Origin of the sequence: Rhodoferax sp. U11-2br (genome assembly GCF_018619435.1) — a bacterium.
In the GTDB taxonomy this organism is placed as follows: Bacteria; Pseudomonadota; Gammaproteobacteria; order Burkholderiales; family Burkholderiaceae_C; genus Rhodoferax.
In genome coordinates this window covers 1-14898 of the sequence record NZ_JAHFZF010000053.1, presented here as the reverse complement: position 1 = coordinate 14898, position 14898 = coordinate 1, and the positions used below count along the sequence as shown (strand labels likewise).

13 protein-coding genes and 2 pseudogenes are annotated in these 14898 nt (G+C 54.4%); all 15 read left to right on the top strand.

Annotated elements, in window-relative coordinates:
- The coding region (locus KKO72_RS20350; RefSeq protein WP_214943580.1) for an O-antigen ligase at positions 1-1300 on the top strand (1300 nt) is incomplete at its 5' end.
- 6 nt (positions 1301-1306) lie between these two features.
- A complete protein-coding gene (locus KKO72_RS20345) occupies positions 1307-2020 on the top strand; it encodes a glycosyltransferase (RefSeq protein WP_214943577.1) in 714 nt (237 codons plus the stop codon).
- Between the two features lies 1 nt (position 2021).
- A complete protein-coding gene (locus KKO72_RS20340; protein WP_214943574.1) occupies positions 2022-3173 on the top strand; it encodes a glycosyltransferase in 1152 nt (383 codons plus the stop codon).
- Entirely contained in the window at positions 3170-5170 is a 2001-nt protein-coding gene (locus KKO72_RS20335; RefSeq protein WP_214943571.1) for a right-handed parallel beta-helix repeat-containing protein, read from the top strand. The genes KKO72_RS20340 and KKO72_RS20335 overlap by 4 nt, the downstream gene beginning before the upstream one ends.
- 258 nt (positions 5171-5428) lie before the next feature.
- A complete protein-coding gene (locus KKO72_RS20330; protein WP_214943568.1) occupies positions 5429-6346 on the top strand; it encodes a glycosyltransferase family 4 protein in 918 nt (305 codons plus the stop codon).
- Complete coding sequence (locus KKO72_RS20325; protein ID WP_251140816.1) at positions 6339-7097, top strand: WecB/TagA/CpsF family glycosyltransferase; 759 nt, start codon at positions 6339-6341, stop codon at positions 7095-7097. The genes KKO72_RS20330 and KKO72_RS20325 overlap by 8 nt, the downstream gene beginning before the upstream one ends.
- Positions 7098-7200: 103 nt before the next feature.
- The gene (locus tag KKO72_RS20320; protein ID WP_214943562.1) at positions 7201-8523 is read left to right on the top strand and encodes a UDP-glucose/GDP-mannose dehydrogenase family protein; all 1323 of its coding nucleotides are present in this window, start codon (positions 7201-7203) and stop codon (positions 8521-8523) included.
- Positions 8524-8811: 288 nt separating this feature from the next.
- A complete protein-coding gene (locus KKO72_RS21415; RefSeq protein ID WP_214943559.1) occupies positions 8812-9366 on the top strand; it encodes a PEP-CTERM sorting domain-containing protein in 555 nt (184 codons plus the stop codon).
- A 155-nt stretch (positions 9367-9521) separates the two neighbouring features.
- The gene (locus KKO72_RS20310) at positions 9522-10055 is read left to right on the top strand and encodes a PEP-CTERM sorting domain-containing protein (RefSeq protein ID WP_214943556.1); all 534 of its coding nucleotides are present in this window, start codon (positions 9522-9524) and stop codon (positions 10053-10055) included.
- Positions 10056-10057: 2 nt separating this feature from the next.
- Positions 10058-10606: an FxDxF family PEP-CTERM protein gene (locus KKO72_RS20305; protein WP_251140815.1), complete on the top strand. Its 549-nt coding sequence runs from the start codon at positions 10058-10060 to the stop codon at positions 10604-10606.
- Positions 10607-10665: 59 nt separating this feature from the next.
- The gene (locus tag KKO72_RS20300) at positions 10666-12117 is read left to right on the top strand and encodes a phosphomannomutase (protein WP_214943550.1); all 1452 of its coding nucleotides are present in this window, start codon (positions 10666-10668) and stop codon (positions 12115-12117) included.
- A 101-nt stretch (positions 12118-12218) separates the two neighbouring features.
- The gene (locus KKO72_RS20295) at positions 12219-12902 is read left to right on the top strand and encodes a lamin tail domain-containing protein (RefSeq protein ID WP_214943546.1); all 684 of its coding nucleotides are present in this window, start codon (positions 12219-12221) and stop codon (positions 12900-12902) included.
- Between the two features lie 15 nt (positions 12903-12917).
- Positions 12918-13733: pseudogene (locus KKO72_RS20290) on the top strand (SdiA-regulated domain-containing protein); the annotation flags it as partial.
- 63 nt (positions 13734-13796) lie between these two features.
- Positions 13797-13904, top strand: a pseudogene (locus KKO72_RS21410) (PEP-CTERM sorting domain-containing protein); the annotation flags it as partial.
- Positions 13905-14109: 205 nt separating this feature from the next.
- The coding region (locus KKO72_RS20285; RefSeq protein ID WP_214943582.1) for a nucleotidyltransferase family protein at positions 14110-14898 on the top strand (789 nt) is incomplete at its 3' end.

Sequence of the window (14898 nt, the reverse complement as noted above, 5' to 3'; positions counted from 1 at the left end):
GATTTTAATCATCTACTCTAATATTAATGGATTATTGGGGTGGGAAGATTTTGCCATGCAAGGCTTTATCAAGTTTCAGGACTACGGTCTTTTGATAACTTTTGCTCTATTATTCTTGGGATTGTTTGCCTTGAATAAGACCGACGAAGGGTATGAATCTATTGTAAGAAAAATGCCTCTTTACAATATGATCAATATTTACTGGGCATATTATATTGCATTGTTTGTATTTTCTATTTTTGCCATGGGTAGTGTGATATGGCCTGTAAAAATGGGGCGTGTATTTTTTTATGGAATTATCTTTTACCTTGTATATCGGGAGTTGCGATCTGATCCTATTGTTAGATTTGAAAAGATTTTAAATTGTTTGATGTATGTAACGATTTTATTTGGTTTGTGCTATATCGCTTACAACACATTAGGCTTGGATATATATCCCAAAGGGGCCTATGAGTCTTTTGAGATTGGCGGTGCTGCAGATGATGTGAAGCGAAACTTCTCGGGTTTTCCGATGTTTGCGTATTACTTCATTTTTGTTTTTACAAATCGTCTTATTGAAGGTATTGGCAACAAATTCATCAACGCCGCTGGTTTGGCCACACTTGTGCTTTGTGTGCTTCTGATGTTGACGCGTGGCACTTTGATTCTCACGGTTTTGATGGTCATTTTTTTGGTGATGTACCGTAGGCCAACTTTGAAGACCATCAAGAGATTTGGTGTACTGATTGTCTTGCTCGCAATCGTCATAGTTCTAATTCCCTATGTTGCAGAAGGTCACTATCTGGCAATGGTTCGTCGATTTGAGGAGTTTTCTGGAACTGGCCTCACTGGAGCTAGAAATTTTGATGTTCGGACGCGCGAGTTTTCACAGATTCTCAAGAATGTACTTGATTTTGATCCGCTGTTCGGTTTTGGATTTACTCTGGCAAGTGCGTTTGGTTATACCTCTTTCCAGTATCACGGCGGATCTGCGGATAATGGTTATTCAAACTTACTTGGCGTAACAGGATTTGTTGGTTTGGGCATATTTTTGATGGTCATTGCGACTTGGTTTATTGTAAATATCAGGCTTCAAGCATTGAAGGTTGAGGAGTTTTCAAAGGTCAATTTTGTTTTCATCATATTTATGCTTGGGGCGTTCATGAACGGTGCGAGTATGAGTTATATGCATACATATGTTTTGTTTATGACGTATGATCTTTTAGCGTATTCGTTTTATATGCATAAAAGCAAGATTAATTCGACTTTATCCTTTAGTGCAAATTCTTCGAATTTTGGTCGAAAACTACGCGCAGATTAAATATATATGCTTATTTCAGTTATAACTGCTACTTTTAATTCAAAGGAATTTATACATATCCTTGCAAATAGTTTGCAGTCTCAGTCGGATCATGATTTTGAATGGGTGGTTGCTGATGGGGGGTCTTCAGATGGAACCATTGAAGTGCTCAAAGATTACCCACTATTGAACATACAAATAGTTCAAAGGAGTGACTTTGGCATCTATGACGCAATTAACGGCGCGATCAGGAAGTGCAAGGGTATGTACTATGTGGTGGCCGGATCGGATGACTACTTCTATCCTGATGCAATTGCAAACTTCAAACGGGAAATCTCTTCTAGTCATGCGGATATGGTGACCTCGCGTCTCAAATTTTGTGGCGTAGAGCGAGGCGTCTTGGGTGGCAACCCTGCTGTCAATCGCCAGTTTGCGTTTGTATCTGGTCATGCTGTCTCTACTGCTTTCCGCACTGCATTGCATGAGAAGTTTGGTTATTACTCCAACAAGTTTCCCATTGCTGCAGATCAAGACTTTATTCTTAAGGTGGCTCATTCGGGTGCCTCCATTCACCGCGCAGACTTTGTTTCTGGTTCTTTTGAACCGGGTGGTGTTAGTGGTCGTGATTTTCTTGGCACTCTTACAGAGAGCTTCAGAATTCAAGTGAAGTATCACAACAAGTTTCAGCAAATGGTTTTGTTTTTTTATAAAGTTCTTCGGTATTACCGAACTTGGAGATAAATTGAAAAAACACCTAAAAGTTGGGGTTTTTAGAACCACTTATCCTTTGCCGTCTGAGGTTTTTATTACAGAGCAGGTTAAAGCTCTGAATGGCTTTGAGCCTTTGTTTGTTTGCCGTGATTATTTTGGTAAAGCCGAAGGTTCAAAGGTCGTCTATCTTCACGAAAAGTTCTCAAAGTGGTGGTGGACATTTACTCGCTCTGCTTCCAGTTTTGATTTATCTCAACTGAAGTCTTTGTCCTTGTTGCATGTTCACTTTGGCCCAGATGCTGTGATGGCCATGCCGTTGGCTAAGAAGCTGAATGTACCTATGTTGGCTACATTTCATGGCATGGATATCACACGCAATAAGTTGGACTTATTAACCAGCAAACGCCCCACCGACTTGCATTACGCAATTCATCTAGACGCATTAAAGCGGCATGGTTCTGGGTTTATTGCGGTTTCAGATTTTGTAAAAAATCTTCTGTTGAAGGCTGGTTTTGATCATGATCGTATTCGCCGCATTTATATTGGTGTTGATACCGCTCGTTTTTGTCCAGTGCCTAAGAAATCTCAACAGCGTTATGTGCTGTGTGTTGGCAGGCACACCCCAAAGAAAGGTTTGGCGACTTTATTTAAGGCGTGGGCTAGAGTTGCAGATCAATTTCCTGATGTGAAACTACTTCAAATTGGTGCAGGCCCCCAAACAGCAGAGTTGGTTCAACTTATTGCCGACTTGTCAATTACGGGGCGGGTTGAACTGTTGGGAAGTAAATCTTCAGAGGATGTGCGATCCTATATGCAGCAAGCGGACGTATTTGCTCTACCCAGTCAAACGGCGCCTAATGGCGACTCGGAAGCACTGGGCATAGTATTCAACGAAGCATCAGCCTGTGGCATACCCATTGTGTCGACCTTGCATGGCGGTATTCCTGAAGCCGTGTTGGATGGCGAAACTGGCCTGCTTGTACCAGAAGGTGATGACGTTGCGCTGGCACGTGCACTGGTAACTCTGTTGAGTAACGCAGATCTTCGTGCGCAGATGGGCAAAAGTGGCCGCGAGTTTGTTCTGGAGTCATTTGATATTGCGAAACAAACCAAGATATTGGAATCGTTTTATGGCGACGCCATCACAAAACATACGGCGTCAGCCGGTAGGCAATCAGCATGAGTTGCTCACCCTCTGTCTGCTTGCAGGGGCTGGCGCTTTCCTTGTCGCTTGTTGCCACAGGCTGTTTGGGTTCGGACCTGAAGATCGCCGTTTTCCTCCCTTCTGCGTTGGCGTCCTCCTCACTGCCGTCATGTGATGTAAATGCCGTGCAAGCCTGCAAGACCACGCTGGCTGACGCTATTCAAGTCATCAAAACTTCGCAGTGGCAGAACGCACTTGTTGGCCGCTATTCAAAAGTACGGTTGGACATTGCGCCTGGTGTCTACCGCTTGAGTACAGCACTGGATTTGCAGTGGGGTAAAGGACCAACTCATGGCATTCCGCTAGAAATCCAGGGTACCGCCCGGAGCACGGTCATCAGCGGTGCAACCCCCCTTGATAACTGGGCCGCTGCTACTGTGGGCAATACCCCTGCTCGCGTGCCCGAATCCATACGTAGCAGGTTGAAAGTCGCAGATATTTCTGCACTCGATTTGCCGCTTCAGATCATTCCACATGCTTGGGGTTATGGTCTACCTATCCGTCCAGTGTTAACGGAACTGTTCGTGTCTGGCTCGGCTCAACCGCTCGCAGGATGGCCCAACGCAGGATATGGCAAGCTGGCTCGCCCTGGCGGTTTGGCTCCTGAAGACAAAAAGACATTTTCAATCGAAGGACGAAACGTTAGCGACTGGTTGGCTGAACCTAGCCTGCAGATTCATGCGTTCTGGGGCAACAACTGGTCAGCACAAAGTTACCTGGTTTCTTCCAAAGACCCGAGCACCAATACCTTGACTTTGCTCGGCAATGGATCGCCGTATGGCATTTTGTCAGGCCAACGCGCTCGTGTTGAAAATGCCTTGGTCGAACTGGACTCACCCGGCGAATGGTATGTGGATCGAGGCGCGGCCAAGTTGTTTTATTTGCCGGGTAGCAGCTTCACAGGGAAGGACACCGAACTTTCTATTGCCGCGCAGCTTTTGAACATCAGAGACTCAGAGCAGGTTACTGTGAAAGGCCTGATTTTTGAAAAAACCACTGGTGATGCGGTGCATGTATCGAGGAGCAGCGGCATTGTTTTTGCCGACCTTGTTATACGGCTCACGGGAAACCGAGGACTAGTGATAGCTGATTCAGCTGACTCCGGCATTCGCAACAGCTTGATTGAAGACAACGGCGAAGGTGGCGTCTATTTGTCTGGTGGCAACCGCACTACATTGCGTGCGGCAGGCAATTTTGTCGACGCCTGCATCATCCGGCGTTACAGCCGTTTGGTGAAGACGTATCGCTACGCCGTAGAGTTCGATGGCGTTGGGCAGCGCGTCAATGGCAGCACCATTTCTGATGCACCTCATGCAGCCATCTTCTTCAAAGGCAATGACCATGTCATCTCAAACAATGAGATATTCAACGTGGTTCGAGAAACTGGCGACTCGGGCGCGATCTATGTAGGCAGGGACTACACGGTGCAAGGCACTGTCATAGAAAACAACTTCTTGCATGACATCACAGCGCAGTCCAAAGAGTTGGACGTCAAAGGTGTTTATGTTGATGACCAAGCGTCTGGCATCACGATTCGAGGGAACATCTTTGCACGCGTGCAACAACCTGTCTTTTTGGGTGGCGGTCGAGATAACGTTGTTGAGAAGAATCTATTCTTCCAAAGCTCACCAGCCTTGCATCTGGACGCTAGGGGGCTTACCTCTCAGCGTCCAGCTACCTTAGATCCAAATGGAACACTGCAACGTGGTCTTGATGCAGTACCTTACCGAGATTCTGTTTACAAAATGCGCTTCCCCAATCTGGCCAAAATACGCGAAGATGATTTAGGCGCTCCTAAATATAACGTGTTTCGAAACAACACCATTATTGAAGGTCAAATGGCAAATGTGCTAGTGAGTGCTCGTTCAGGTATAGAAATATTAAACAATAAAGAGGTAGGTGTTAGTATTTTTGAGAAAAGTATGCCGGATTATTTGCGAGTTACTCGTGAAGATTTTCGAACTAAAGAATATTGAATATCAATTTCAAGGTGATTTTCTCTCCTTCATTCAGAATTCAAGATGAAAAAAGTCGTTTTATTCCAATATCGGTTACTTCACTACCGAACCAAGCTATTTGAGTTATTGCGCAGTGCATGTGCATCAAGGGGGGTGCAGCTTGAACTGGTACATGGGCAAGCTTCTCGCCGAGAGTCGGTCAAAAAGGACGAGGGTTCGCTCCCTTGGGCTCAGAAGGTAACCAACATCTTTTGGGAGGTTGGGTCGCGTGACTTGGTGTGGCAACCCTTCCCCTCAAAGCTCAAAGATGCCGATCTGGTCATCGTGATGCAAGAAAACCGCATCTTGTCCAACTACCCGCTGCTGCTAAGTCGCTTGTGGTCTGCGCGCAAAGTAGCTTACTGGGGGCATGGCAAAAACTTTCAGAGTGATGCTCCCACCGGTCTGCGTGAGCAGTGGAAGAACTTTTTGCTGCGGCGTGTGGACTGGTGGTTTGCCTATACCGGCATGACGGTCGACATTCTGACCAAGGCGGGTTATCCCGCGGCCCAGATCACTTGCCTGGACAACGCCATTGATACAAGCAGTTTCAAGGCTGATCTGGCGTCGTGGTCAGCAGACGAGGTGTTGGCGGCCAAAAGCCAGCTGGGTATAGACGCTGATGCGGCTGTGGGTGTGTTTTGCGGTTCGTTGTACCCAGACAAGAAGCTTGACTTGTTGGTGGCCTCGGCGGATGTGATTCGCCAGCACATGCCCAATTTTGCTTTGGTGGTCATTGGTGATGGCCCGTCCATGCCAGAGATGAAGGCCGCCGCCGCTACCCGGCCGTGGATGCATTTGCTGGGGGTACGCAAGGGGCGCGAAAAGGCCTTGTATTTCCGCATGGGTGACGTGATGCTGAACCCCGGCTTAGTGGGTTTGCACATCGTGGATGCTTTTTGTGCGGGCATGGTGATGATGACCACGCGTACAGCACGGCATTCACCTGAGGTGGCTTACCTGCGTGATGGCGAAAACGGTGTGTACAGCGACGACACGCCGCAAGCCTATGGCCAGGCTGTGCTGGATGTGATTCAAAACACGGGCCGCTTGGCACGCATGAAAGCCAGCGCCTTGGCCGACAGCGAGCACTACACGCTGGAGAACATGGTGCAACGGTTTGCCGATGGCATTGAGGCAGCAGTCCATGGCTAGGTTGGGGCACAAGGTGTTGAGCGCCTTTATTGATGCTGTGGATTGGTCCACGGCGCTGTGTCGCATTGGCACCTGGGCGGCCCAGAACCAGAGCCGTTATGTCTGCATCTGCAACGCCCATTCGGTGGTCACGGCGGGGCAAGACCCGGCTTTTGGCACGGTGGTGGCGCAGGCGGACATGGCCACGCCAGACGGTGCGCCAGTGGCATGGATGATGCGCAAGCTGGGTTTTCCGAACCAGCAGCGTATCAACGGGCCAGACCTGATGTGGAAATACTGCGCCCAGGCGGCGCAGCGCAACGAGTCAATCTACCTGTACGGCGGTGCTGAAGACACGCTGACCATTCTGCAAGCCAGGTTGGCGCAGGCTTTTCCGACGCTGCGGGTGGCGGGGGCGTATTCGCCGCCGTTCAGGCCATTGACGGTGGCCGAAGACACAGCGGTGGTGGAGCGCATCAACGCATCGGGCGCGGGCACGGTGTGGGTCAGCCTGGGCTGCCCCAAGCAAGAGTTGTGGATGGCGGCGCACCGGGGGCGCATCAACGCGGTGATGGTGGGGGTGGGGGCGGCGTTTGACTACCACGCAGGCACCATCCAGCGTGCGCCGCTGTGGATGCAACACGCAGGTTTGGAGTGGCTGCACCGCCTGGTGTCTGAGCCTCGCCGTTTGTGGAAGCGTTATTTGGTGACCAACACGCTGTTTGTTGCAGGTGCGGTGCGCCAGCTGCTGACACGCCGCCGTGTTGTGTAGCCGCTTTTTTGCTATTGATAGAGAAGCTATAAGCCCTTTATATATAAGGGCTAAAGGCACATTTTGTATTTAAAATTGTGTGTATGTATAGGGGGTTAAAAAGATGAAGATCACCGTGATTGGCACTGGCTACGTGGGTTTGGTGTCGGGCGCATGCCTGGCCGACATTGGCAACGATGTGTTGTGCCTGGATGTGGACCCGGCCAAGATCCAGATTCTGGAGGAGGGCGGCATCCCTATTTTTGAGCCCGGCCTGCAAGACCTGGTGCGCCGCAATGTGGCCGCTGGCCGCCTGCACTTCACCACCGACGTGGTGCGCGCCGCACACTTTGGCACCGTGCAGTTCATTGCGGTGGGCACACCGCCCGATGAAGATGGCTCGGCCGACATGAAATATGTGATTGCCGCCGCCCGCAACATTGGCAAACACATGACCGATTACAAGGTGGTGGTAGACAAGAGCACGGTGCCGGTGGGCACCGCAGACCGGGTGAAGGCGGCCATTGCCCAAGAGCTGGCCCAGCGCGGGGCAAACATTCCGTTCAGCGTGGTGAGCAACCCCGAGTTTTTGAAAGAGGGCGCGGCCATTGAAGACTTCATGCGGCCAGACCGCATTGTGGTGGGCTGTGATGACGAGCAGGCCGCCCACAACATGCGTGCTTTGTACGCACCCCTGCAGCGCAACCACGACCGCATGATCGTGATGGACATCCGCAGTGCCGAGCTGACCAAATACGCCGCCAACGCCATGCTGGCCACCCGCATCAGTTTCATGAACGAGCTGGCCAACCTGGCCGAGAAGCTGGGTGCCGACATTGAACATGTGCGCCGGGGCATTGGCTCAGACCCGCGCATTGGCTACGACTTTTTGTATGCCGGGGCGGGTTACGGTGGCTCGTGTTTTCCGAAAGACGTGCAGGCCTTGGTCAAGACCGCGCAAGACGATGCGGGCATGTGCCTGAAGGTGTTGACCTCTGTGGAAGCCGCCAACGACGCACAAAAGCGTGTGTTGGGCCAGAAGGTGCTGGCACGTTTTGGGGCCGATTTGTCCGGCAAACACTTTGCGCTGTGGGGCCTGGCCTTCAAGGCCAATACCGACGACATGCGCAAAGCCACCAGCCGCGAGGTGATAGCCGACCTGCTAGCCGCAGGCGCCACCGTGACCGCCTACGACCCGGTGGCCATGACTGAGGCCAAACACTGTTTCCCCAATGAGCCGCGCCTGACCTATGCCGACAGCCAGAGCGCTGCGCTGGACGGTGCCGACGCGTTGGTCATCGTCACCGAGTGGCGCGAGTTCCGCAGCCCGAACTTTGAGACCATCAAAACCAAGCTCAAAACCCCGGTGATCTTCGACGGCCGCAACCTGTACGACCCGGCGCAGGTGCGGGGTATGGGCTTTGAGTATTTGGCCATTGGGCGATAGGGCGCGGGCAGATTGCTGGCAGGCCTGCCCGTCGCTGGAGTGCACCGCAGTTGTTGTGCGGTATTGCTATCTGGAAGATAGCTGCAGGCCCTTTATTAATAAGGGATATCTGCCAATTTGAACCAATTTCCCACTTTGTGATGATTGGCCATGGCATGAGCCTGACCTTAGTCCGAACGAACTAATTGGAGGGGCTGGGGCGGGCTCTAAAATCAAGGGACACCAATCACCACATTTTTCTGTGGGTCTGACCGGGTGGTTCAAAAACAAGAAGCTCGTCGCCAAACTGTGAAAAATAGATTTCGTTGGGTCATTGCCGCCTTGCTGCTGATGGGCTTTGTCTGGGCTTCTGCCGCGACCTTGAGCTATGGCTTCAACTTGGGCTCGGATTCGGCGGGTGGTTCTGGCGGCGGTTTCCAGATGCCAGCCAGCCCGGCAGCGGCGGTGCGCGCCATCAGGAACGCGCTTCTTGATGGGTATGACAACAAGGTGTCCAGCTCCAATCAGGGTCTGTTGTTGTCCAGTCCGTCTTACTCACCGATCAAGGTGGCGATTGACACCAATCCAATGGTTAGCAGAGACATCAGTTTCAACGACTGGGCAGAAACGACTCAGCCCGCGCTGATTTCATCCGCTGCCCAGCCGACTTACGCACTGTTGCCGACCCAATTTGTGGCGATTGGCAGCAGCCCCGTTGATGGCCAGAGCTTGGGCATCAGTGACCCGACGGTCGTGATTGATCCAACCATTCCTTCACCCGTGCCCGAGCCTGAAACCTGGGCCATGCTGCTGGCGGGTTTGCTGGTGATGGTGTTTGTGAGCCGCCGCCGCGTGCCCCGTTGACCATGCGTTTTGCTGATTTCACCCAAAACTGCCGGTTTATGGTGTCTGCGTTAGTCCGAACGAACTAACGGACCGGTCTAGGGGCCAACCTAGAATTTGTTCAACAGCTCATAAACCGTATTCCATTGTTTCAACAGGCACTTGCCACCACCACCATGATGACTTCTCTCTTCAAAAAAATGACTGTTGCTCTGGCACTGGTCGGCGCGTTGGGCGCGGCAAGTGCTTCCGTTGTGCCAGTGAATCTGGGCACACTGAATGACACGTTGACTTACAGCGCAGACATCAGCGGCCCGTTTGAACAGGTGCTGAGTTTTAAGGCCGACAAATTGCTCGGTGCTGATGCCAGACTCGTGATGTTTGACTTCATGGGTGATATCGGGGGCTCTTACAGTTTTGGGTTTGGCAGCAGTCTGGATTCTGTGACTTGGCTGGACGCTTTGAATGGTGAGCTGGTGGCGGTGGATGACTTCGTATCCGCCTATTCGCTGGAGCTGCCTGTTTTGACTGCAGGTGAGACCTATTGGTTCAGGCTCGTTGGCGAGGTGTCTGACGCGTCTTACACGTTCAAGGTGGCGCCTTTCAGCGTCCCTGAACCGGGTTCAATGGCTTTGGTGTTGTTGGGTGCTGGTGGTATGGCCTTTGTTGCACGCCGGCGTTCTAACCTGACTGACAAAAAGGGAGCATGAAAATGAAGAAAACATTGCGTCAGGTGTTGGTGGCTGGTTTGCTGGTGTCGGCTGGCTGGGCCTCTGCGGCAGTCTCCGTGCCCTCGTTGAGTACCACCGATTTTTCCACCGCCTCGGGTACATCGTTTCTCAATTCTTTTTTGATCACCCCGACGCTTGACAACACCTTGTTTGTGTCAATTTATGGGGCTGACACCCAGTACAGCAGCCTGAGTTTTCAGATTGCAGGTGGCCCGATGGTGTCGGCAACTAACAGGGGCGGCAATCTGATTGCCAGCTTTAACGATGGGGCCAATAACACTTTGGGCAATGCCTACACGCTGTTGGCGGGTGAGTCTTATGTGCTGACGGTGACCGGTGTCACCAAGGCATTGACCAGCGGTGTGAATGGCAGCTTGAGTATCACGGTCAGAAGCGGCGGCGTCAGCATCTTGCCCGATCAGTCCTTGCCTGCCATCACACCAGTGCCCGAGCCCGAAACCTGGGCCATGTTGTTGGCTGGTTTGGGTTTTGTGGGGTTTGTTGCCCGTCGCCGGGCCCGCAAGGTCTGATTTACTTCACCTGTTTCCCACTCCCGAACAAACCCTGCTGATGCAGGGTTTTTTTTGATATGAACCCAAACAATTTTGCAGACAGAGTCGCCCGCTCTGGCGTAGCTTTTGGCACCAGTGGTGCCCGTGGCCTGGTGGCCGATATGACCGACGAGCTGTGTTATGCCTATGCCAGCGCTTTTCTGCAAACGGTGGCCAGCGGTGCCAACACGCTGGTGCTGGGCCACGATTTGCGCCCCAGCAGCCCGCGCATGGCGGTGGCGTGTGCGGCGGCAGCGGCGGCACATGGCGCCCGCGTGATTTATGCCGGGGCCTTGCCCACACCGGCGCTGGCGTATTACGCGGCGCAGTTGCGGGTGCCTGCGCTGGTGATCACCGGCAGCCATATTCCGTTTGACCGCAACGGCATCAAGTTTTACCGCGCTGATGGCGAGATCAGCAAGGCCGACGAACAAGCCATGCTGGCGGCCACGGTCGAGCTGCCAGCCAGCTTGGACCTGGCAGCTTTGCCCGAGCCGGATGCGCAGGTGGCCCAGGCCTATGTGCAGCGTTACACCCAGTTTTTTGGCAGCCAGGCATTGGTCGGGATGCGGGTGGCGGTGTATGAGCATTCCAGCGTGGGGCGCGACATCATTGGCCAGATCTTGCACGCACTGGGCGCGCAGGTGCTGCCGCTGGGTCGCACCGATGTGTTTGTGCCGATTGACACCGAGGCGGTGCGCCCCGAAGACATTGCCCAGGCAAGGGCGTGGGCGGCCGAGCACCGTTTTGACGCGATTGTGTCGACCGACGGCGACGCCGACCGCCCGCTGCTGGGTGACGAGCGCGGCCAGTGGCTGCGTGGTGATGTGGTGGGTATCTTGTGTGCGCAGTTTTTGCGGGCGCAGGTGGTGGTTACGCCGGTGAGCAGCAACACCGCGCTGGAAAAGAGTGGTGCTTTTGCCCAGGTGCTGCGCACACGTATTGGCTCGCCCTATGTGATTGCGGGCATGGACACGGCGTTGGCCGCGCAGATGCAAGACGCTGCAGTGCAAGCTGGGCCGGTGGTGGGGTTTGAGGCCAATGGCGGCTTTTTGCTGGCCAGTGATGTGCTGCAACACGGGCGCAAGCTGGCAGCCTTGCCTACGCGTGACGCGGTGTTGCCGATGTTGGCATTGCTGAGCCTGGCCCGCCAACGCGGCAGCCTGTTGTCTGATCTGTCAGCCGATTTGCCCAAGCGCTTTACCGCCAGCGACCGCCTGCAGGCTTTTGCCACCGAAAAGAGCCGTACGCTGATTCAGAACCTGCTGGCTGATGCGGCACGGATGGCCGCCACGCTGGCCCCCGGCGCTGGTGCGGTGGCCGAGGTGGACCAGACCGATGGCTTGCGTGTGACTTTTGCCAACCAGGATATCGTGCACCTGCGCCCCAGTGGCAACGCCCCCGAGCTGCGCTGTTACGCCGAGTCCGCGACAGTAGAGTCGGCCAAAGCGCTGTGTGATGCCTGCCTGGCGCGCATCGGGCAGCTGTAGGGGAACTGGCCAGCCATAGTCCGAACGGACTAATCCGGCGTCACGGGTTTGTCACACCCCCTGTTGAGACTTGTACCTGTGTTTTTAACTAGGTACAACCAATGAAATTTGTCAGGAAATCTCTTGTGGTTGCCGCGGCTGTTGTGCTGTCGGCAGGGGTCAGTTTGGCGCAGGCTGCGGTCAGCGTGACCGAGGTTGCACCGTGGAGCAGCGGTAATTCGCCGGTGGACGCGGACTGGTTTGAATTGACCAACACGGGTACATCGGCGCTGGACATCACGGGCTGGAAGGTAGATGACAGCAGTGCGTCGTTTGCCAAGGCCATTGCCTTGTCTGGCGTCAGCAGCATCGCAGCCGGGCAGTCGGTGATTTTTGTGGAAGGCACTGCGGGCAAGGCCAGCACCTTTGCGAGCAATTGGTTCGGAACCAGCGTACCAGCGGGTTTGGTGGTGGGGTATTACAGCGGCAGTAGCGTTGGTTTGAGTGCAGAAGGTGATGCGGTCAACATCTACAACGCCAGCGGTGTGTTGCAAGCCAGCGTTGCTTTTGGGGCATCGGATGCGACAAAGCCTTATCAAACCTTTGACAACGCGGCTGGCCTGAACAACACCACCCTCTCGCAACTGAGCGTGGTGGGGGTGAATGGGGCATTTGCCGCAGCGCGCAGTGTGGGCGAGATTGGTTCGCCGGGCAGCATTGCCGCTGTACCGGAGCCCGAAACCTACGCGATGTTGTTGGCTGGCCTGGGTCTGGTGGGGGCCATCGCCCGCCGGCGCCGGGTTTGATCGGGAGCACGCTTCATGATCAAAGCCAAACATCTGGTCTGCGCCGCTGCCTGTGTGGCTGCTTTTTCTGCGCAGGCGGCCAGTTCGCTCAATCTGGGGAGTTATTCGGTGAGCGGCATCTATGGGCTGGACACGGCGGTGGGTGCAGTGTCGGGCCTGGAGGCCTCGGCGGTGACCTATGCGCGTGACCGTGGCACGCTGTTTTATGTGGGTGACGAGGGCACGGGGGTGGTCGAGGTCTCGCTCACCGGCCAGACACTGGGTAGCATGGCCTTTAACTGGGCCGGCACCAACAGCAAAAAACACGACACCGAGGGTCTGACGTATCTGGGCAACGGGCAGCTGGTGGTGACCGAAGAGCGTTTGTTTGACGCCTACAGTTTCAGCTACGTGGCGGGCGGCAAGGCCAACCTGGCGGCCAACTCGGTGTCGATCAGCAATGCTGATGTGGGCAACAGCGGCTTGGAAGGCATCAGCTACGACGCGCGTAATGGCGGCAGTTTTGTGGTCATCAAGCAGGAGGATCCGCAGGACATTCTGGCTGGCAAGCTGACGTTTGCAGCGGCCGCTACGGGGACGTCCACCCTGACCAATCTGTTCAACCCGGTGTCGCTGGGTGTGAGCACTTTGTCAGACGTGCAGACGCTGTCGTCGGTGGACTCGTTTGCGGGCACTGCGGCGGCAGACCATCTGCTTGTGCTGAGCCTGGGCTCGCGCACCTTGCTGGAGGTAAACCGCGCAGGCCAGGTCATCAGCAGCCTGGACCTGAGTGGTGTGCTGGCCAACAACGGCATTGAAGGTGTGACGGTGGATGAGAAGGGCACGATTTACCTGGTGGCCGAGCAGTTGCAGGACGAATTTGCTGTGGGTGTGGCTGACCCGAAGTCGCAACTGATTGTGCTGACTGCCCCGGTGCCGGAGCCAGAAACCTTTGCCATGCTGCTGGCCGGCCTGGGTGTGCTGGGCGCTGTGGCACGACGCCGCAAGCCAAGCCGGGGCTGATGCGAGCGGCCGTCAGCGGCGTATGAATAAGGGAGCTGCGGCTCCCTTTTTTGTGAGAGAGTGTGTGTGTTGAGACGGGATGCTGGTGGCACTGAATTTGCTACCCAAAAGCGTAGCTATGGATACAAGTAGCGCCAAGGCCGAATGTACAAATGGCTTGCATCAAGTTTGCGGTATTAACAGGGAGTTCAGCATGGCAAAAGGCATGATTTTGGCGGCGGGGCAGGGCACACGGGTGCGGCCTTTGACCACGGATTTACCCAAACCCATGGTGCCGATCCTGGGCAAGCCGCTGATGGAGTACCAGATTGAGCATCTGGCGCGCCACGGCATCAAGCAGATCATGGTGAATGTGGCCTACAACCACCAGAAGATTGAGCGTTATTTTGGCGACGGCCACCGCTGGGGGGTGGAGCTGGGCTACTCATACGAAGGTGTGCTGGAGCATGGTGAGGTGGTGCCGCGCCCGCTGGGCTCGGCCGGGGGCATGCGGCGCATTCAGGACTTCAGCGGCTTTTTTGACGAGACCACGCTGGTGCTGTGTGGTGATGCGCTGATTGACCTGGACATTGGCTCGGCCCTGCATGAGCACAAGACCAAGGGGGCGATGGCCAGTCTGGTGGCGCTGGAGGTGCCATTGGCCGAGGTCGAGTCCTACGGCATTGTGGTGGCCGAGTCGGGTGGCAAGATTGTGTCGTTTCAAGAAAAGCCCAAGCCCACTGAGGCCAAGTCCAAGCTGGCCAGCACCGGGATTTACATCTTTGAGCCTGCGGTGCTGGACCTGGTGCCGCCAGACCAGGCCTATGACATTGGCTCGCAGCTGTTTCCTCAGCTGGTGGCCGACAAGCTGCCGTTTTTTGCGCAGAAGCGCTTTTTTAACTGGATCGACATTGGCCGGGTGAGCGACTACTGGCTGGTGCTGCAGCGGGTGCTGCGCGGCGCCATTGCCGGGGTGGAGATGCCGGGGGTCGAGGTGAGGCCGGGGGTGTGGGTG

Coding starts and splice junctions, on each gene's coding strand:
- KKO72_RS20345 (WP_214943577.1), top strand. CDS start 1,307: ATGCTTATTTCAGTTATAACTGCTACTTTTAATTCAAAGGAATTTATA.
- KKO72_RS20335 (WP_214943571.1), top strand. CDS start 3,170: ATGAGTTGCTCACCCTCTGTCTGCTTGCAGGGGCTGGCGCTTTCCTTG.
- KKO72_RS20325 (WP_251140816.1), top strand. CDS start 6,339: ATGGCTAGGTTGGGGCACAAGGTGTTGAGCGCCTTTATTGATGCTGTG.
- KKO72_RS20320 (WP_214943562.1), top strand. CDS start 7,201: ATGAAGATCACCGTGATTGGCACTGGCTACGTGGGTTTGGTGTCGGGC.
- KKO72_RS20310 (WP_214943556.1), top strand. CDS start 9,522: ATGATGACTTCTCTCTTCAAAAAAATGACTGTTGCTCTGGCACTGGTC.
- KKO72_RS20305 (WP_251140815.1), top strand. CDS start 10,058: ATGAAGAAAACATTGCGTCAGGTGTTGGTGGCTGGTTTGCTGGTGTCG.
- KKO72_RS20300 (WP_214943550.1), top strand. CDS start 10,666: ATGAACCCAAACAATTTTGCAGACAGAGTCGCCCGCTCTGGCGTAGCT.
- KKO72_RS20295 (WP_214943546.1), top strand. CDS start 12,219: ATGAAATTTGTCAGGAAATCTCTTGTGGTTGCCGCGGCTGTTGTGCTG.